Source organism: Cohnella sp. GCM10012308 (genome assembly GCF_042649185.1).
Taxonomy (GTDB): Bacteria; Bacillota; Bacilli; order Paenibacillales; family Paenibacillaceae; genus Cohnella.
The window spans coordinates 56,900-76,288 of sequence record NZ_JBHRYU010000002.1; the positions used below are offsets into that span (position 1 = coordinate 56,900).

General features: G+C 60.5%; 16 protein-coding genes and 1 other annotated feature. Of the genes, 1 reads left to right on the top strand and 15 read right to left on the bottom strand.

Translation table 11 applies throughout. The features are described from left to right. Positions 1–98: 98 nt before the first annotated feature. From ACFOTD_RS03565 to hemL, 15 genes are all read right to left on the bottom strand, one after another. The gene (locus ACFOTD_RS03565) at positions 99–1,247 is read right to left on the bottom strand and encodes an FtsW/RodA/SpoVE family cell cycle protein (RefSeq protein ID WP_378115809.1); all 1,149 of its coding nucleotides are present in this window, start codon (positions 1,245–1,247) and stop codon (positions 99–101) included. Positions 1,248–1,253: 6 nt separating this feature from the next. Then, positions 1,254–2,048, bottom strand: coding sequence for a septum site-determining protein MinD (gene minD, locus ACFOTD_RS03570; protein ID WP_378115811.1), 795 nt, complete (start codon positions 2,046–2,048; stop codon positions 1,254–1,256). Positions 2,049–2,052: 4 nt separating this feature from the next. Then, complete coding sequence (locus ACFOTD_RS03575; RefSeq protein WP_378115812.1) at positions 2,053–2,715, bottom strand: septum site-determining protein MinC; 663 nt, start codon at positions 2,713–2,715, stop codon at positions 2,053–2,055. A gap of 85 nt (positions 2,716–2,800) precedes the next feature. After that, on the bottom strand, positions 2,801–3,337 hold the full coding sequence (mreD, locus tag ACFOTD_RS03580; protein ID WP_378115814.1) for a rod shape-determining protein MreD: 537 nt from the start codon (positions 3,335–3,337) through the stop codon (positions 2,801–2,803). Beyond that, on the bottom strand, positions 3,334–4,158 hold the full coding sequence (mreC, locus tag ACFOTD_RS03585) for a rod shape-determining protein MreC (RefSeq protein WP_378115816.1): 825 nt from the start codon (positions 4,156–4,158) through the stop codon (positions 3,334–3,336). The genes mreD and mreC overlap by 4 nt, the downstream gene beginning before the upstream one ends. An 87-nt stretch (positions 4,159–4,245) precedes the next feature. Next, complete coding sequence (locus ACFOTD_RS03590; RefSeq protein WP_378115818.1) at positions 4,246–5,271, bottom strand: rod shape-determining protein; 1,026 nt, start codon at positions 5,269–5,271, stop codon at positions 4,246–4,248. Between the two features lie 39 nt (positions 5,272–5,310). Next, on the bottom strand, positions 5,311–6,003 hold the full coding sequence (gene radC / locus ACFOTD_RS03595; protein ID WP_378115820.1) for a RadC family protein: 693 nt from the start codon (positions 6,001–6,003) through the stop codon (positions 5,311–5,313). 133 nt (positions 6,004–6,136) lie between these two features. Continuing rightward, positions 6,137–6,748, bottom strand: a complete 612-nt coding sequence (locus ACFOTD_RS03600; protein WP_378115822.1) for a Maf family protein — start codon at positions 6,746–6,748, stop codon at positions 6,137–6,139. Positions 6,749–6,797: 49 nt separating this feature from the next. Then, entirely contained in the window at positions 6,798–7,040 is a 243-nt protein-coding gene (locus tag ACFOTD_RS03605) for a DUF4321 domain-containing protein (protein ID WP_378115824.1), read from the bottom strand. Positions 7,041–7,229: 189 nt separating this feature from the next. Then, complete coding sequence (locus ACFOTD_RS03610) at positions 7,230–9,062, bottom strand: SPOR domain-containing protein (RefSeq protein WP_378115826.1); 1,833 nt, start codon at positions 9,060–9,062, stop codon at positions 7,230–7,232. Positions 9,063–9,316: 254 nt separating this feature from the next. After that, positions 9,317–10,702, bottom strand: a complete 1,386-nt coding sequence (gene murC, locus ACFOTD_RS03615) for a UDP-N-acetylmuramate--L-alanine ligase (protein WP_378115828.1) — start codon at positions 10,700–10,702, stop codon at positions 9,317–9,319. 7 nt (positions 10,703–10,709) lie between these two features. Further along, a complete protein-coding gene (locus tag ACFOTD_RS03620; protein ID WP_378115830.1) occupies positions 10,710–12,140 on the bottom strand; it encodes a bifunctional folylpolyglutamate synthase/dihydrofolate synthase in 1,431 nt (476 codons plus the stop codon). 17 nt (positions 12,141–12,157) lie between these two features. After that, positions 12,158–14,809 (bottom strand): valine--tRNA ligase, encoded by a 2,652-nt coding sequence (locus ACFOTD_RS03625; protein ID WP_378115832.1) that lies wholly within the window; start codon positions 14,807–14,809, stop codon positions 12,158–12,160. 142 nt (positions 14,810–14,951) lie between these two features. Then, positions 14,952–15,198 (bottom strand) — a binding site (T-box leader). 268 nt (positions 15,199–15,466) lie between these two features. Beyond that, positions 15,467–17,056, bottom strand: a complete 1,590-nt coding sequence (locus tag ACFOTD_RS03630; RefSeq protein WP_378115834.1) for a LysM peptidoglycan-binding domain-containing protein — start codon at positions 17,054–17,056, stop codon at positions 15,467–15,469. 260 nt (positions 17,057–17,316) lie between these two features. Then, positions 17,317–18,618, bottom strand: coding sequence for a glutamate-1-semialdehyde 2,1-aminomutase (gene hemL / locus ACFOTD_RS03635; protein ID WP_378115836.1), 1,302 nt, complete (start codon positions 18,616–18,618; stop codon positions 17,317–17,319). Positions 18,619–18,698: 80 nt separating this feature from the next. Between hemL and ACFOTD_RS03640 the strand changes: the two genes are divergently transcribed. Further along, positions 18,699–19,361, top strand: a complete 663-nt coding sequence (locus ACFOTD_RS03640; RefSeq protein WP_378115838.1) for a Crp/Fnr family transcriptional regulator — start codon at positions 18,699–18,701, stop codon at positions 19,359–19,361. Positions 19,362–19,389 lie beyond the last annotated feature (28 nt).

The window sequence follows — 19,389 nt, forward strand, 5'->3', positions numbered from 1 at the left end:
TATGGCTGCAGGACAAGGAATAGACCTCGCCGAACGCAAACAACCGCCCCGGCGTCTTGGATTAGACGGCTTGGGACGGCTGCATGGCGAAGACCAAACTATTCTTCAATCGTGTACTTGTCCTGATGCGCCCTGATGCTGAATACAAGTCCGATGGACAGCATGTTGAGCAAGAGCGAGGTGCCGCCATAACTGACGAACGGCAGCGTAATGCCCGTCAGCGGCATCAGTCCGATCATCATGCCGACGTTCTGGAAAATTTGAAACACCAGCATCGAAGCGATTCCGATAATAATGAACGAGCCTTTGATGTCGATGCACTGATAAGCGATTATAATCATCCGGTAAATAAAGACGAAGTACAGGAGCAGCAACACCGCGGCGCCTTGAAAACCGAATTCCTCCCCGACGACCACGAAGATCGAGTCCGAATACGTGTACGGGATAAACTTGCGATTTTTGGACTCGCCTTGCATATAACCGTCTCCGGCCAGTCCGCCCGATCCGATCGCAATCTTGGCGTACTCGGTCTGCCGCCTCGCGTCGTCGGACGCTTCGTCGGGATGAATATAAGTGTTAATCCGTTCGTACCAATGCCCTTTGGAATGGTCGTTCAGATACGTCTTGATCTCCGTATTGTAAGAATTAAACAACGTAACGAACAGCACCAAACCGCCTACGACGGCGCCAAGGCCGATAAGAACGTACGTGTAACGCACGTTGCCGATCCAGAGCATGCCGAGCACGATAAACACGTAGATGGTGGCATTTCCAAGGTCAGGCTGAATCATGACGAGTATAAACGGTACGAAAGACACCGCCGCGATAAGCAGCACGTCCTTGCGCATGGAGAGCGGGTCTCCCTGCCGCCTGCCCATCAGCCATGCGACGGCTATAATCAGGAAAATCTTCACGATCTCCGCGGGCTGGAACAGCATGCCGCCGGGCAGCTGGAACCAGCTCTTGGCACCGTTGATCGGAGCTGCCAGCAAATACACCGCGACGAGCATGACGAGGCCGATCCCATACCAGACGAACCACGTTTTGAGCAGAAGCCGGTAATTGAATAAGGTCGTCAGTAGAATGAGCACGAACCCGATCGCGTAAAATACGATTTGCTGCATCGGCTTGCCGGAATATCCGGCATCGATACTCGTCGCGCTTCGGACGAGCAGCGCGCTGATCGCCATGAAGCCGAACAGGCACAGCAGCATGATCAGATCGATTTTTTTAAGTCGGTTAAGCAATTCAGATCAACCCATTCCGAGAAACTTGCGCATGCGCCGCAGCACGCCGGCCTTTTCGTCCAGATGCATAAGCGGCACCGTCTCGCCGAGAATGCGGCGTGCGACGTTGCGATAGGCCATCGCGGCCCGGGAGTTCGGATTCATGACGGTCGGCTCGCCTTGATTGGCTGCCTTGATGACGTCCTCGTCGTCCGGCACGATGCCGATCAAATCGATCGCCAGCACCTGAATGATGTCGTCGACCTCCAGCATGTCTCCGCTCTTCAACAGGTTCGGACGAATCCGGTTGATGACGAGCTTGGGCTGGGAGATGTTCGTTTTTTCAAGCAGGCCGATGACCCGGTCGGCGTCGCGAACAGCCGCGTTTTCCGGCGTCGTCACGACGATGGCATGATCGGCGCCGGCGATCGCATTGCGGAAGCCCTGCTCGATCCCCGCCGGACAGTCGATGATGACATAATCGAAGTCGGGCTTTAATTCTTCTACGATTTTGCGCACCTGATCGGGCGAAATGTCGTTTTTGTCCTTGGTCTGCGCGGCCGGCAGCATGTACAGCTCATCGAAGCGCTTGTCCTTCACGAGCGCCTGATTCAGCCGGCAGCGTCCTTCCGCCACGTCGATCAAATCGTATATGATCCGGTTTTCGAGACCCATCACGACGTCGAGATTGCGGAGGCCGATGTCGGTATCGACCATGCATACCTTTTTGCCCATGAGCGCCAGGGCCGTGCCGACATTTGCGGATGTCGTCGTCTTGCCGACGCCGCCCTTGCCCGACGTCACGACTATCGCTTCACCCATCGTACTACACTCCTTTGGCCTGCAAGGCTCGATTGCGGATATGATGCAGATGCGCCATCTTGTCGATCTGCATGGCGCCGTCTTTTAGATACGCGTACTCCATCCACGACTCGCCGCTTGCCCATTCGTCAGGCGGCCGGCTGATGACGTCGGAGATGCGAAGCTGCGTCGGCTTCATGAGCGACGCCGCGATGATCGCCTCCGCATGGCCCGCGCAGCCGGCATGCGCGACGCCGCGCAGCGCGCCCATTATATAAATATCGCCCGTGCTCCGGACGGCTCCGCCGGGGTTGACGTCTCCAAGCAGCAGCAGATGCCCTTCGTGCTCGAGCGTCTGACCCGAACGGACCATGCCCGTGACCGTCTCAACCTTATAAGAACTGTAGTCGGCCGGACCTACGGGCAGCGGATCGCTCTCGATCGATTGAACGACGAAATTGCCTTGCTTGCGGATAATCGAGCGGATGCGCTCCTTGTCCTCTTCCGGGAGCTGTCGGGCTCCCAGCTTGATCTGAATGTGCACGATCGGCCCGGCGAGCTGCTGCTCATGCTTCTCCAGCTTAGCTTCGAGCTCGTCGATCAGCGCTTCAAGCTCGCAGGCGTCGTCGAGCAGAAACACCAGCCCGTCCTTGACCCCTTTGATCGTCACTAGCGATTTGACATTCACGCCTCGTCCCTCCTACTGCTAACCAATTCGGGCAAGAATGTCCGAATTCCTGCCTGTCCGCCTCGCTCTGCGTCCGGCGCGAAGTTCAATTGCCTTCGGCTGCCTCCGACTGCGATACGACTTGCCGGACCAGGAAGCGTCGCGATGGCAGGTACAGCGCCAAGGCGACCAGCATGTGCAGCAGGAGCGTCGGCAGCACCTGCCAGTAGAAGACGAAGCTGGCGCTCAGATGCGTCAAGGAGAACAGCTTATATACGAAATAGACGAGCATGTCGAGCAAACCGCTTCCTATGCCTGTCAAGAGCAAGACGAATGCCAGCGTGCTCAGCTTGCGCTCGAAGGCAAGCCCGATGAGATAACCGATCAGCGCCATGCCGAAGGCGTACGCGCCGATCATATGGCCGTAAAATAGCATATCCTCGAGCAAACCGAACCCGAGGCCGAACAAAAAAGCGCGATGACGTCCGCCCAGCAGCGCGACGAAAACCGTCATGACGAACGGAAGATGCAGCAGCAGCCGGCCGCTCCAGGCTGACGGAACGAGCCAGGGCAGGACCGACGACTGAATCAGCAGCAAAATGAGCGTAGCTACGATGGCGCGGTTCAGACGAATCCTCGTCATGGCTGATCCGGATCCGGCGTCATGACGACGAATACTTCGTATAGATGGTCAAATTGGGCGGCCGGCTGGATCGTCGCCGTATGCGTGAGGCCGAAATCGCCGACCTGGTTGGTCAGCACTTTGCCGATGATCAGGCCTTTTGGCAATACGCCGCCCTTGCCGGACGTGACGACGATGTCGCCTTCGGCCACGTTCGCGTTTTCGTCGATTTTGCTCATGCGCATGACGCCGTTTTCCTTGTCGTAATCGACGATGCCGAATACCTGCTGCTCCTTGCCCGATATGGTCGCGGAGATCTGGATCGTGTCCGGCGTCGTGGAATCCAGCTCGGTAATCGGCATGACCGTCGACGTGAACTCGGACACCTTGCTAACCAAGCCGACGAGACCGTCGACGGTGACGACCGCCATCCCGGCCTTGACGCCGTCGTGGGAGCCCTGATCGATCTTGATCGTCTTGTCGTACGGATTGGAGCCGCTCGCGATCACCTGCGAGATGACCTGCTTATAATTGAATAATTGCTCTTGCCGCTGCTTGAATTCCAGATCCTTCTTGTAACGCTCGTTTTCGCTCGCGATCGCGTTATAACGTACCTGATCCTGCGTGTACATGGCCACCGTACGGCGCAGTTCCTCGTTCTCCTTGTAGACGTCGGAAAGCCGGCCGAGGTCGCGGAAAAAGCCCGCGACCGCTCCGACCGGCCGATACAGCGCGCTTTGCGCGGTCCCGAACGCGTCGTTAACGAAGCGTTCGGGCCACGTCAAGCCGCTGCGGCGCAAGGTGAACCCCATGACGGCGATAAAAAGGATCAAGCCGATCATGAGAATGAATAAACGTTTGGTCCCGAATAATTTAAAAATAACGATCACCTGCTTCTGACATGCCGCCGAACGGCGGTACCTTGCGCATTAGCGGCCGCGCGAGGAGCCCTTGGACTTGAACAGATGGATATTCTCGAGCGCCCTGCCCGTACCGATGGCGACGCAATCCAGCGGATTCTCGGCAACGATCACCGGCATGCCGGTCTCCCTGGCAAGCAGCCTGTCCAGGTTGCGAAGCAGGCCGCCGCCGCCCGTCAGCACGATGCCGCGGTCCATGATGTCCGCCGACAGCTCGGGCGGGCACTTCTCCAGCGTCACCTTGACGGCGTCGACGATCGCGTTCACCGTGTCGGCCAGCGCTTCGGTGATCTCGTCTGACGTAATGGCGAGCGTCTTGGGCAAGCCGGAGACCAGGTCGCGGCCGCGAATCTCGATCGACTCCATCTTGTCCAGCGGCATCGCCGAACCGATTTCCATTTTGAGCTGCTCGCTCGTGCGCTCGCCGATCATCAGATTGTAGAGGCGCTTGATGTACTGCATGATGGACTCGTCCATCTCGTCTCCGGCCACGCGGATCGAGCGGCTCGTGACGATGCCGCCGAGCGAGATGACCGCGACTTCGGTCGTGCCGCCGCCGATGTCGACGACCATGCTGCCGGTCGGCTCCCAGACGGGGAGATCGGCGCCGATGGCTGCCGCGAACGGCTCTTCGATCGTGACGGCGTCGCGCGCGCCCGCTTGCTTGGCCGCGTCTTCGACCGCGCGCTTCTCGACCGCGGTGATGCCGGAAGGCACGCAGATCATCACGTTGGGATGACGCGAAGGGAAGGAGCGCTGCTTCTGGGCGCGATTCAAAAAGTACTTGATCATGGTAGCGGTCGTGTCAAAGTCGGCGATAACGCCGTCCTTCATCGGGCGAATGGCGCGGATGTTGCCCGGGGTCCGTCCGATCATTTTCTTGGCTGCTTCGCCGACGGCCTCGATCTTCTTTGTATCGGTACGAAGGGCTACCACGGAGGGCTCCCTGACGACGATGCCTTTGCCTTTGACGTATACAAGTGTGTTAGCTGTGCCCAGGTCGATACCCAGGTCTCGTGTAAATCCTCCGAACATGCTTTGTAACCTCCTGTTGGGACAATCCTGTATATTATATTACATGGAGCCTAGCTCCTTCAAACTTACAAAGCGATTGTCACCGATTACCAAATGGTCGAGCAATTCGATCCCGACCAGCTGGCCGGCTTCGGCAAGCCTCCGGGTAAGCGCAATATCTTCCGCGCTTGGCGTCGGATCTCCGCTAGGATGGTTGTGCGCGCAGATGATGGAGGCGCTGCTGCGGCGTATGGCCGCGCGATAAACCTCGCGCGGATGCACGATGGCCGCGCTCAAGGAGCCCACGGAGAGCGTGTCCATGCCGATGACCTGGTTTTTCGTATCGAGAAACAGGCATACGAATCGCTCTTCCCGCAAATGCCGCATTTCCTCCATCAGCAGTTCGGAAGCGTCCTGGGGACGCTGGATGCGCGGCATCTCCGGCAGCCGGGCGCGGGCCATGCGCCTGCCCAGCTCGATCGAAGCCTGCAGTTCGAGCGCCTTGGCCGGGCCGATCCCCTTGATATGTATGAGCTCGTCCCATGCGCGCTCGGCCAGCCTGCGAAGCCCGCCGCATTCGTTCAGAACGCGCTGCGCCAGGTGGATCGCGGACTCGTTTTTCGTGCCGGTTCGCAGCAGAATGGCCAGCAGCTCGGCATGGCTGAGCGCCGCAGCCCCCCGGCTTCGCATCCGCTCGCGCGGCCTCTCGTTTTCCGGCATTTCCCTTAACATATAAGCGCGTTGTTGTTCCATATCGAACATACCCTCTTCCCTATCGACCGCATCGGCTGCGGATATCGGCTCAAGGTCTTCCGGAGGGACGCTACCCCGCGGCCTGGTCGCGGCCGTCGTGCGTCGCCCGTACGAAATCCCTCATTCGATCCGGTCAGGGAAGCTGAAGTCCGAACTCGCCGAGCTGCGCTGCGAGCATGGAGACCGGCAGTCCGACGACAGTAAAAAAGTCGCCTTCGATGCGTTCGACGAGCATCGCGCCAATCTCCTGAATGCCGTAGGCGCCGGCCTTGTCCATCGGCTCGCCCGAATCGACGTAACGGCCGATCTGATCCTCCGAGAGCGCTCGCATGAACACGCGCGTGACGCTGTGCGACACGACGGCGCGTCCGGAAGCCGCTTCGATGCAACAGAGGCCGGTGTACACCTCGTGACCGCGGCCCGCAAGTCGCGTCAGCATCGACACGGCGTCCTCTCGATCCTTCGGCTTGCCGAGCACGTCCCCGTCCAGCACGACGATCGTGTCGCTGCCTACGACGATCGCTCCCGGCGTCTGCGAAGCGCGATCCAGCACGGTTGAAGCTTTGCGGTGCGAGAGCGCTTCGACAATGCGCGCGGGACTCCACCCCTCGGGCGTGTCCTCGTCGGCATGGCTTGGCATAATCTCGACAGGCAAACCGAGCAAGCCGATCAATTGCTGCCTGCGAGGAGAAGTGGAAGCGAGAACGAGCGTAGCGCGCATCTCGGATGCTGCATATTGGGTCATGACGGAAATCTTCCTTTCGGATACGCTTCGCTTTGACTTATGGCATTATTTACATCTTTCGGTAAATCCAGATCGCCGCCGCGATGCCGGCCATACTGAGCAGGCTTACGTTCAGCGAGATATTGATGTTGTAAACGAGGATGAGCAGATCGGCGGAAGGCGACCAATGTACCTTCACCGTCCGCGTGAGGAAGTCAAGTCCCGGGACGCGCTTCAGCCAGTCCGCGACAAGCGCGCCGGCCAGCATGCCGAGGAATACGAACAAAATTAAAATCCAGCCGTTTTTCTTCACGCTATCTACGTCTCCCGCCATTTTTTGACACTTGCTTCATTATTATACGTGGCCGCGGCGGCACGCACAATGGACAACGCAAAGACAGCCCCTAGGTCGGGGCTGCTTATGCGCGCGATGCGGGAAGCCGCTTCAGCAATAGGTCTATAAGGCCATATGACGCGCTTGCGAAGGTGCGGAAGATGCCGATCAATCGCCATCCTCGCCGAGCTCCTCGCGCAGCTGGCGGGCGATCAACGCCGCTTTCATCGCGGAAGCCTGCACGGTTCGCAAGAGGGCGGCGGACGGTGTCTTCGCGTAGGCGGTCCATTGCTCTGACGCCGTTCCGAGCTGGGTTGCCAATGCGCCGGCAGGCTCGCTGCGACTTCCGGACCAAGCATCCATTTTCGTCGTCGTCGCTTTCCAACGCTTCAAGGCAGCTTGCAGATCGGCGGCGGCCTGTTCGCTTGGCTGCGCCTTTCCTCCTTTAACCAACAGCTCTGCCGAAGATCCCGCCAGCAGGCGACCGAGCGCGTCGCTTTCCTCGAGATACGCTGCCCACGATACCGCCGCGGGCGTCTGCGGCAGCGAAAGCGCCCGGTTTTCCAGCGCCTTCGCATATAGTTCCTCGTCCGTCAAAACCGCACCCAGCTTCTCCGCCTCGCTTTTATCGGCTGCGATTCCCGCGTAAACGCGGAACCCGTCCGTCGTATCCGTCGCCGCCGCGATGCCTTGGTTCGTCAGCGCCTGGACGGCCTCGTTCATGCTGGCTTCGCTCTGGAAGACGCCGTATTGCAGCAGATAGCTGACAGAGGCAGGAACCTGAGCATCGTCCGCAGCTCCCGCCGTGTTGTCAGGCTTTGCTCCCCCCGATGCGCCAGCGCCCTCAAGCTTGTCGTCCGTTGCCTTCCCGGTCGCCGCAGCATCGGACTTGGTGCCGCCCGACGCTGCCGCCGCTCCGCCCGTTGCGGCCGGCTTGACCCCGGCGGAAGCCGGATCCGCGGCGCTTCCCGTAGGCAGGATCGGCTCCCCTGTGAACAGCGCCAGCACGATGTACCCGAAGATCGCGCCGGTCACGATCGCAGCCGCGATCGAAGCGAAAATGCGCATCCAGGACGGTCCCCCCCGATACCTACGGGTCTCCCCTCCGTCGATCCAGCGCCCCTCCGCATTCACATGCAATCCAGAATCGGCTTGCATCGAGTGAGCGCCGTATGCTTCGCCCTGCTCATGCGAATACGGGTCATAGGCATCGATAAGCGGGTAAACGTTTTGAACATGCGGTTCAGCCGATCCATGTCGATCTTCATCATAGGAGTATGCGGGCGATAGCGGCGCCGTAGCGGAAGACGGCTTGCGAAAACCGGCGACGCGGCCGGGCTGTCTGTCCTTCAGTTGGTCCGCGGTCGCCGAACCACCCTCGTTTTGCAATTGACCGCGTTCCCTTTCGGTACCGCGGATCATCCGTTCCAGCGCTTCTACGTCGTCCTGGTATGGGACAGCATGCAGGTCGCGCGTGGACGAATGACTGCGAACTGGCGACCGGGCCGGTTGTTCGCGGGAAGGATGCGAGAGATTCGAATGTGCGTGGTTCGAATGTGCTTGGTTCGGATGCGAGCCTGGCGTATGCGCACTCGAAGGATGCTGTCCGAAAGGGACAGTACCGGATGTAACCCTGCTTGCCGGTCCGTCGCTTCCGAACGGAGTCCGCGGCGCGCGATGGGCCGACGGGCTGCCTTTCTCCGCCATGGCGGCTTGCGTGCGATCTACATTATTGATATCTGCCGACGGGCGCGCTTGCCCGATATGCGCGCCTTTGCCCGGCAGACGATATCCGTTGCCCGTGCTCTGCGTCTGCTTGCCCGTCTGCGCCGAAAAGCCGCGCGGCTTGAAGCCGCGGACCGCCGGCTCCGCGAGCGCTGCGTTCGCGCCTTTCTGCACCGACTCCCGAAGCTCGGAATCTTGTTGAACGGCGCTATCGTTACGGACTTCCCTTGGCAGGTTGCCGTCGAATTTAAAGGTCATTCTGGAAGTTGGCTGCATCTTGGCTTCTCTCCCTGCTTCGTCTATTAATCCTAGTCTATGAACGAATGAGAGAGAATATGATCGCCTGCAATGCCGTCTTCGTCCGTGTTACTCCAACCTCGATAACCCTCGCTTGCATACCACGCTAGGCCGCTGCAAATTCCCGCAACCAGGGTTTTCTTGATTACAGCCAAGCGCTTAAATCGTATTAAAAAAAATCCGGCAACAAAAAAAGCGCAGCGGAGAGATCCCGCTGCGCTACGTACCTGCTATTATTTCCCCGCCCGATCCCGCAGGATGCGGGCCAGTTCGTCGGCGGATTTCCAAATATCGCCTGCCCCCATCGTCAGCACGAGATCGCCGGGCTTCACGCGCTCGGCTAGCAGGTCGCGAACCTGCTCTCGCGTCGGGACGTAAGAGACGTTGGCGTTGCTGTTCTCGGCGATCAACTGGACGAGACGCGAAGACGTGACGCCCTCGATGCGCTTCTCGCCGGCCGGCGAGTAAATATCGGTAATATACACCTCGTCCGCCTCGGCGAATGCCCGGCTGAACGCATCCAGCAGGAAGTAGGTACGCGTGTACCGCTGCGGCTGGAATACCGCCAAAATACGTTTTCCCGTCGCCTTGGCCGCCAGAATCGTCGCCTGGATCTCCGTCGGATGGTGCGCATAATCGTCGATGACAAGCACGTCGTTCACGTCTCCGAGCACCTGGAAACGGCGCTTCGCGCCCCTGAACTCTACGATCGACGACGCGATCCGATCGAAAGGCACGCCTGCGTGCAAGCAAACGACGATCGTCGCGAGCGCGTTGTAGACATTATGCAGGCCCGGTACGGAAAGCCGAACGTGACCGAGCGTCTCCCCGCCCTTAACCACGTCGAAGCCGGCTTGACGGTCGCCCAATTCGATGGAGACCGCTTTGTAGTCCGCTTCTTGATCGACGCCGTACGTGATCACGTTCGTACCGGCCGCCTGCGGAAGCAGCTCCCTGACATTCTCGTCGTCCGCGCACACGACGGCGCATCCTTCGGGACGGACCTGCTTAAGGAATTGCACGTAAGCCGCCTTGAGCTTGCCGAAGTCCCCGTCGTAGTTCTCGAGATGGTCCGCCTCGATGTTCGTGACGACGGCTACCGCGGGCTCGTACTGGAGGAACGAACCGTCACTCTCGTCCGCTTCGGCCACGACGTGATCGCCTTTGCCGGCTTTTGCGTTCGTGCCGACGTTCACGATCTCCCCCCCGATAATATAAGTGGGATCCAGACCCGACAGCTCCATGACGAGCGCGATCATCGAGGAGGTCGTCGTCTTGCCGTGCGCGCCGGCTACCGCGATGCCGGTGCGGCTGTTGAGCAGCCGTGCCAGCATCTGCGCGCGGTGGAGCGTCGGAATGTTCAGGCTCTCCGCCTCCACGCGCTCTACGTTGTCCCGCGCCAGCGCGGTCGAATAAACGACGAGATTGGCGCCACGGACGTTGCCGGGTTCGTGCCCGATGTAGATTTCGGCCCCTTTGCTGGCCAGTTTGTCCGTCAATTCCTGCCGGGCTACGTCCGACCCGGTCACATGATAGCCCATTTCCAGCATTACTCTGGCAATGGCGCTCATCCCGTAGCCGCCGATACCGATAAAATGTACGTGTTCAGCCGTTGCCAACGACGCTTCACCAGCCTTTGTCAGAAGTCTTGCGTTCGAGCAGCCATGAGCGGACATCCGCGATTAAATAAAGGGTGCCCGTCACGAGTGTCAACGTACTTTCCTCGGGATCGGCGGCCGCGAGGCTTTGTATTTTTTCGAGCGCTTTGCGCCAATCCGGTTCAACGATGACGGATGCCGCGCCGACCGCATCCCGCCCCGCACGCCGGGCGACGTCCGCCAGCGCTTCAGCCCCCATCTTGCGATGATGGTCCGGTTCCGTAACGACAAGCGTACTCACCATTGGTAGTATATGCCTTAATGCGTCTTCATGATTCTTGTTGGGCATCATGGCGATCAGCACATTGAGCTTATCGCGCGGATACCCCTGACGCAGCGCCTCGGCCAATGCGGCCATGCCTTCGGGATTGTGCGCGCCGTCAAGCAGAATCCGAGGCTCGCGGCTGACGAGTTCCAGCCTGCCGGGCCAAGACGCCCGGCTTAGCCCTTCCCTCAAGTCGGCCTCGTCGACGATAAGCGCATAGTATGTCCGCAGCACGTCGATCGCCATGATGACGGCAGCCGCATTGGTCTGTTGATGCGGACCGGCCAAGCCGATCCGTACCTCGCCGAGTCCCCTGAACAGATTCCGAAAATCGAAGGCTTGCGCTTCTTCTTGCGTGCCGCGATTTTCGTAGGAAAACTGATCGCCCAACTGATATAGCGTCGCTTGGCGCGAGACGGCGGTCTCTTTAATGATCGCGGCCGCCTCAGGCGCAAGCGCAGTCGATACGACAGGAACGCCAGCTTTGACGATGCCTGCCTTTTCCCGGGCAATGTCCGCAAGCGTATCGCCCAAAAGATCCATATGGTCATGCCCGACGTTCGTAATGATGCTGACGACCGGCGTGACGACGTTGGTCACGTCGAGGCGCCCGCCCAGCCCCGTCTCCCACACGACATAATCCGGAAAAGTCACCGTCGCGTAGTAGAGAATCGCCATGGCCGTCGTCAGCTCAAAGGCCGTCAGCGGCCCCCATTCGGAATCCGCCAACGCGTCCGAGAGCGGCTTCAGCCGGTTCGCAAGACGAACGATGACCTCGTCCGGCATCGCTTCGCCGTTGTAATCGATACGATCCGCGAATGAAGTAAGGTATGGCGACGTGAACAATCCGACGTCATAACCGCTCTGCCGCAAGACCGAGGCCAGCATCGCGCATACGGAGCCTTTGCCGTTCGTGCCCGCCACATGGATGAATCTGAGACGGCGGTGCGGGTGGTTCAGCTTTTCCAGCAGCAGCTCCATCCGCTCGAGACCCGGCTTGATGCCGACGACCGGCGCAAGGCCGGAGATCCAGCCGACCGCCTCGGCGGCGGTACGGAAGGAAGCTACTCCGCCGTCTCCGGCGGCTGTCAGGTCATGAGCGTTCTGAGATGACGCGTCTTGCGAAGTTGTCATGCCTGCGCTCGCCTCCATTAGTTTTTAAGCTCTTCGATCCGTGCCAGCACTTTGTCGCGCTTGTCGCGATAGTCGGCGCCTTTCGCGCGCTCCTGCTCGACGACGTTGGCTGGCGCCTTCGCGATATAGCCTTCGTTCGCCAGCTTTTTCTCAACGCGGTCGACCTCGGCGTTCAGCGAAGCGAGCTCCTTGGTCAGCCGCGCGATCTCCTGACCGATATCGATCAGGCCGGCGATCGGCAGATACAGCTCGACGCCCGTCACGATGGCGGTCATTGCCTTCTCCGGCGCGGCGAGGCTTGCGTCCAGCGTCAGGCTCGACGTATTGCAGAACCTCCGCAGATACTCTTCGTTGCGCTTCAGGATGCCCGCGGACGCTTCAGTCGTCGGCTTCGCGAGCAGTTCTACTTTTTTGCCCGGCGTTACGCCGACCTCGGCGCGCACGTTGCGCACCGCGCGGATCGCGTCCATGAGCAGTCCCATCTCTTGAACCGCCTCTGGCGCGTCGAACGCGGCGTCGTAGGCCGGCCAGGCTGCGAGCGTAATCGTCTCGCCAGCTTCGTGAGGCAGATGCTGCCAGATCTCTTCCGACAAATAAGGCATGAACGGATGCAGCAGGCGCAGCGTACGATCCAGCACATAGGCGATGACCGATTGCGTACTCGCCTTAGCGGCAGCTTCTTCCCCGTACAGCGTGAGCTTGGCGAACTCGATGTACCAGTCGCACAGATCGTCCCAGATGAAGTTGTAAAGAAGACGTCCCGTCTCGCCGAACTCGTACGTTTCCATAAGGCGGGTCACGTCGCGCGCCGTCTCGTGGAACCGGTGCAGAATCCAACGGTCCGCCGTAGACAGGCTGCCGGTCAGATCGATATTTTCTACCTTGAAGCCCTCAAGATTCATCAAGGCAAAGCGAGAAGCGTTCCAGATCTTGTTGGCGAAGTTGCGCGCCTGCTCGACCTTCTCCCAGCGAAAACGAAGATCCTGTCCAGGCGTGTTGCCCGTGGACAGCATGTAGCGCATCGCGTCGGCGCCGTATTTCTCGATAACTTCGAACGGATCTACGCCGTTGCCGAGCGATTTGGACATCTTGCGGCCCTCGGCATCGCGTACGAGACCATGGATGAGCACGTCCTTGAACGGCGACTCTCCCGTGAACTCCAGCGCGGTGAAAATCATCCGGGCGACCCAGAAATAAATAATGTCGTAGCCCGTAACGAGCACGTCCGTCGGATAGTAACGCTTGAGGTCCTCGGTGCTTTCCGGCCAGCCGAGCGTCGAGAACGGCCATAGCGCCGAGCTGAACCACGTGTCCAGCACGTCCTCGTCCTGCACCCAGCCTTCGCCTTCGGGCGCCTCCGTGCCAACGTAGATCTCGTCCGTGCCTTCCTTGTACCAGGCCGGGATGCGGTGTCCCCACCAGAGCTGGCGGGAAATGCACCAGTCGCGTACGTTCTCGATCCAGTGCAGATAAATTTTCTCGAAGCGATCCGGCACGAAGTTGACGCCATTGCCCGAGCGCTGCGCATTGATCGCGGCTTCGGCGAGCGGCTTCATGGAGACGAACCACTGCGTCGAAAGGTAAGGCTCGACGACGGCGCCGCTGCGCTCGCTGTGGCCGACCTGGTGAACGTGATCCTCGATCCGGATCAGGACGCCTTGCTCCTGCAGGTCCTTGACGATCGCCTTGCGGCAGTCGGCGCGGTCCATACCCTCGTACGGGCCGGCCTGATCGTTCATCCGTCCGCTCTCGTCCATGACGATGATCTGCGGCAGATCGTGGCGGGCGCCGACCTCGAAGTCGTTGGGGTCGTGCGCCGGCGTAATCTTGACGGCACCGCTGCCGAACTCCTTGTCGACATACTCGTCGCCGACGACCGGAATCTCGCGTCCGACGATCGGGAGCCGGAGCATCTTGCCGATGAGGTGCTTGTAACGCTCGTCCTCGGGATGCACGGCTACCGCCGTATCGCCCAGCATCGTCTCGGGCCGCGTCGTCGCGACCGTCAGATGTCCGCTGCCGTCCGCGAGCGGGTACTGCAGATGGTAGAGATGGCCGTTCACTTCTTTGTATTCGACTTCAATGTCCGAGAGCGCGGTCTTGGCGGCCGGATCCCAGTTGATGATACGCTTGCCGCGGTAGATCAAGCCCTTGTCGTAAAGGCGCTTGAACACCTCGCGAACCGCCTTGGACAATCCTTCGTCAAGCGTGAAACGCTCGCGGGAGTAGTCCAGGCTGAGGCCCATTTTGGACCATTGCTTGCGGATCGAGCCCGCGTACTGCTCCTTCCAGTCCCAGACGCGCTCAAGGAACTTCTCGCGTCCGAGATCGTAACGGGACAGCCCCTCCTCGCGAAGCTTGCTCTCCACCTTCGTCTGCGTGGCGATGCCCGCGTGGTCCGTACCCGGCACCCATAGCGCGTCGAAGCCCTGCATCCTTTTGAAACGAATGAGGATATCCTGCAGCGTCAGATCGAGCGCATGGCCGATATGCAGCATGCCCGTCACGTTGGGCGGCGGGATGACGATCGTGTATTTGGGCGCATCCGGTCTAGAGCCGGCTTTGAAAAATCCGCCTTCAAGCCAAGCCTCGTACCATTTCTGCTCGGCACCGGTCGGGTCGTACGTAGTTGGCAGTTCAAGGGGTTTGTTTTGATTGATGTCGCTCATTAGTTCACAACCTCCAGGGACGTGGATCAGACGATTGGCGATCGGCCTTCGGCACTTCGCGCCCCGTTCGAACAGGGACGGCGCCGCCGAAGCGCGCTCGGGTTCAGGGCGAGACCCCGAAAAAAAGCAAAAACCTCCCGCCGCAAAGGACGAAAGGTTGAACTTCCGTGGTACCACCTTCATTCCGCATCTTCCATCCGGACAACATGCGGCTCTCGAACGCAAGATAACGGCTGCGGCCGTCCCGTTCTACGGCGTGCTCGGTTCGAACGGGAAACTCCAGGGCGACTTCGGCAGCTTACTACCTGCGGAACCTCGCAGCGCTGCAATGCAGCGGTTCCGCTCTCTGAAGGGTACGACTGCTTACTGATCCCTATCCATGTCTTATTTCCCTATCATACCCGTACGGCTACATGCAGTCAACCTGTGGCGGCAGCGGCGGGAGCGGACGAGGCGAGCGACTCGGACCGGACGTGAGCGGGACTCGGGCCGGACGGCGAGCCATTGGAACCGGACGGGCGAGCGACTCGTGTGAAGAGACTGCGGGTTCGGGCGAGGAAAGGACTGGACGGGACTCGGACGAGGCGAGGGGCCGAGCGGGCGGAACGCGAAGACGCCCTGCGGCCAAGGCGGCCGCAGGGCGAACTGCTTCTTTGCTTAAGGGATATAGAGCACTTGCCCTTCCGCCAGATGCGGATCGGGAAGCCTATTGTACAGCTGCAGCTCGCGGGACTGCAGCTGGTACTTGCCCGCGATGCCGTCGAGCGTATCCTCGCACTGTACGATCACCATTTTCACCTTGCGAAACGATTGGCCCGCGTCCTTGGCGAGGAACAGGCGCGTCCATTCGATCTCGTCTCCCGTGGCACGGTTATTTTGCAGATTCTCGGGCGGCGCGGCTAGCCTCGCTTCTTCGGCCGCCTTCAGACCGGCCTCTCGAATCGCTCCCTTATCGCCCAGCTGAGACAGGATGCCGACGCCAAAAGCCGACTCCGCCCCGCTCGGCCCCTTGCCGGACAATCCCAGCTTCGGTCCGGCCGGGTCCGGCTGGCGTTGCTCATACTTGGACGCGTCGTCCGCTTCGGCCGCTTCCGTCTGATCCTGCGCAACTGCGTCGCTCTCGACGCCGGGCCACGCGGGAGGCGCAGAGATATTCGTCTCGTATACCTGCGGGTAAGTGGGAGGCTCGGACTGCGGAGGAACGGTCTCGGCTGGCGCGATAAACTCCGCCGGCTCCTCCTCGAGACGCTGATAGGCGAGCAGCCGCTCCCAAGCTTCGGCTTCTTCCCGCCTGTCCCGCTCTTCCTCCAACTGCCTGTTGCGCTCCGCCTGCGCAGATGCCTCAAACGCATCATGCTCGGCTTTTTCCCGCTCCGCAAGCTCGTACGCGCGGGCTTCCTCGGCAGCGCGTGCCTCGGCCTCCGCCCTTGTCGCTTCGGCGAGCTGCCGCTCCAGCGCCTCGGCGGCGACCTGAGCGAGCTCCTGCTGCCGGAGCAGCGCCTCCTCGCGAGCGCGCGCCTCGGCTTCGGCGCGCGCACGCTGCTGCTCGTACCAGACCGGCGATGCGGCCGCATCCTGAGCGGCGCCCGGATCCGTCCAAGCAGGCGGCAAGTATACCGGCCCGGGCTGCGAATAGACCGGCGCTTGAGGTTGGTTGCCCGCGGAAAAAGAGGCTTCCGTCCGACCTGCTTCCGGCGCCCCGCCAAAAGTCTCGCTCTCCCTGGCTTCCTCCGCCTGTTCGAAAGCAAAATCGCCAAGCGGCGGCAGCGCGAAGGCTTGGCTGACTTCGTCGCGCCGATCCGCTTCAGGCGCCGACACTCGCTCCGGCGCGTCGTGCGCGACCGTAAATTCGTCCTCGCGCCATGCCGGCGCTTCGCGAGCTTCCGTCTGCACGCCCCGCAAGCCGAGCACGCCCGTCACGTTCAGCGAGCGCTCGGTGAGCAGATCGACGTCGAAGTGGTCGATCTCGACGTCCAGCTCTTCCAGCTGGCGCACGCGGCTCTGCGGCAAGGAGATTTCGACCGGGATGCGATGCTCCAGCGTGCCCGCCGCCTCTGCCTCTCCGATTGACCGGTAAGTACCGCTGAGCAGCAAATATCCCCGCAGCAGCACGCTATCTTCCTGTTCCAACGCCTCGATGTGCGGCGACAGCTCGATCTCCTCGAGCGTGTCGATGGACAAGGCATCGCTGGCCAGCTGCACCCGTTCATAAATATCGAATCTCAATCCGTTCGACGATTCCGTCACGACAGGTCTCCCCCTCTCGGCATAGAGTCCCTGCTTCCCCGGCAGCAACGGCCGCTTCGCTGCAAAGGGCAGCAACAGCCGTATGCCTGACTTGCGATTCCAAGATCTCCGTCGTCGACGCGAAGAGGCCGGTTCAAGCCCCTGTTCCCGCGTGCCCTGGAGCATCCGCTGCCCGAACCGCCCGGAGGCAGGCTTCACTCCCTATCTATCTATATGCTCTAAAAAGGTGGGCATGCCTATGGACTTCCGGGTCGTCCGGATTAAAACTTGCCGAGTGCAGCGCGGTGCGCCGCGATCGTCTCGTCGATGTCGTCCTCGCTATGCGCGATGGACAGGAACCAGCCCTCGAATTGGGAAGGCGGCAGGTTGACGCCCTGATCGAGCATTCTGCCGAACAACGTCTTAAATCGTTCCGTGTTCGATTGCTTCGCCGTCTCGAAGTTGATGACCTGCTTGTCCGTAAGGAACGGGCAGACCATCGAGCCGACGCGGTTGATCGTCATCCCGATGCCGTATTCGCGCGCATTGGCGTCGAGCCCCGCTTGCAAACGCATGGCAAGCCGCTCCAAGCGCTGATAAGCGGTCTCATCGAGCAGCTTGAGCGTGGCAAGCCCCGCCGCCATCGCTAGCGGATTGCCCGAGAGCGTGCCCGCTTGGTAGATCGGCCCGACCGGCGCCATCCGCTCCATCAGTTCCCGCCGGCCGCCGTAGGCGCCGACCGGCAGTCCGCCGCCGATGACCTTCCCGAGACAAGTCAGGTCGGGCGTAATTCCGTAAAGCCCTTGCGCGCAGTTCAAGTGCACGCGAAAGCCCGTCATGACCTCGTCGAAAATGAGCAAGCTGCCATGTTGTTTCGTTACGTCCCGAAGGCCCTGCAGAAATCCGGGCAGCGGAGGGACGACGCCCATGTTGCCGGCAACAGGCTCCACGATGATCGCCGCGATCTCCTCGCCGTACCGCTCGAATGCGAGCTTGACCGATGCGAGATCGTTGTACGGAACCGTAATCGTGTGAGACGCGATGCTCTCCGGAACGCCCGGGCTGTCCGGCAGGCCGAGCGTTGCCACGCCGGAACCGGCCTTGATCAGAAGGCTGTCGGCATGCCCGTGGTACGAGCCCTCAAACTTTAAAATCCGGCTGCGGCCGGTATATCCGCGAGCTAGCCGGATCGCGCTCATCGTCGCCTCGGTGCCCGAGTTGACCATGCGGACCACCTCGATCGAAGGCACGCGGGCGCATACAAGCTCCGCCATCTCCGTCTCCAGCTCGGTCGGCGCGCCAAAGCTCGTTCCTTTTTCAGCGGTCCGCTTGATCGCTTCGACGACTTCCGGATGGGCATGGCCTGCGATCAAAGGTCCCCAGGACAATACGTAATCGATATAGCTCTGGCCGTCGATATCGGTAATTCGGCTGCCTTGGCCGCGTTCGATGACGACCGGCGTCAAGCCGACCGATTTGAAGGCGCGGACCGGACTGTTAACGCCGCCGGGAATAGATCTTTTGGCCCGCTCGAATGCGGCTTTGGACTTAGAATCCGACCGGATTTGACGCGATTCGCTCATTTTGGCACACCTCTGCTATCTGGAATGGAAAAGACTATGGTAAACTGAATCATCAAACGTGCGGCATTGGGGGCTCCATCATGATTCAATGGCTTAAAAAGGTGTCTTTATTCGACAAGCTCAGCGATCCGCAGCTCGAACATATATCTCGCATCGCGAGGCGGCGCAGCATACCCGCAGGCAGCATCCTCTTTCAGGAAAAGGATCCAGGCAACGTCTTTTACGTCGTGCTGAGCGGATCGATCAAGCTCTTCACGCGCAGCGCCGGCGGCGACGAAAAGGTGTTGTCCGTCGTCGCGGGAGGCGACAGCTTCGGCGAGCTTGCGCTGCTCGACGGGCTGCCTCGTTCGGCGTCCGCCCGCACGCTCGAGCCGTCGCTCGTGCTGGAGATCGCCAGCGACGATTTTATGCGGCTGCTGGAAACGCACTTCGATATTACGAAGGGTATCCTAGCCGAACTAAGCCGGCGTCTCAGGCAAACGAACGAGCACGTGAGCGATCTGACCTTCCTGGACGACCGCACGCGCGTGCTCAAGAACCTGATCAATCTCGCCAACCAGCATGGCAAGCGCGACGGCATCTTCATCCGCATCCATCTGGCGCTCAACTACGACGAACTCTCTCAATTGGCCGGCGTATCCAAGCAAGTATTGTCCGAGGTGCTCCGCGAGCTCGAAGCCAAAGGCGTGCTAGCCTTCGGCCTGAACCAGTACACGCTTAACTTGACCAAGCTGCGGGGCTGAAGCAGCTGCGTGTCGCTAATGATGATGG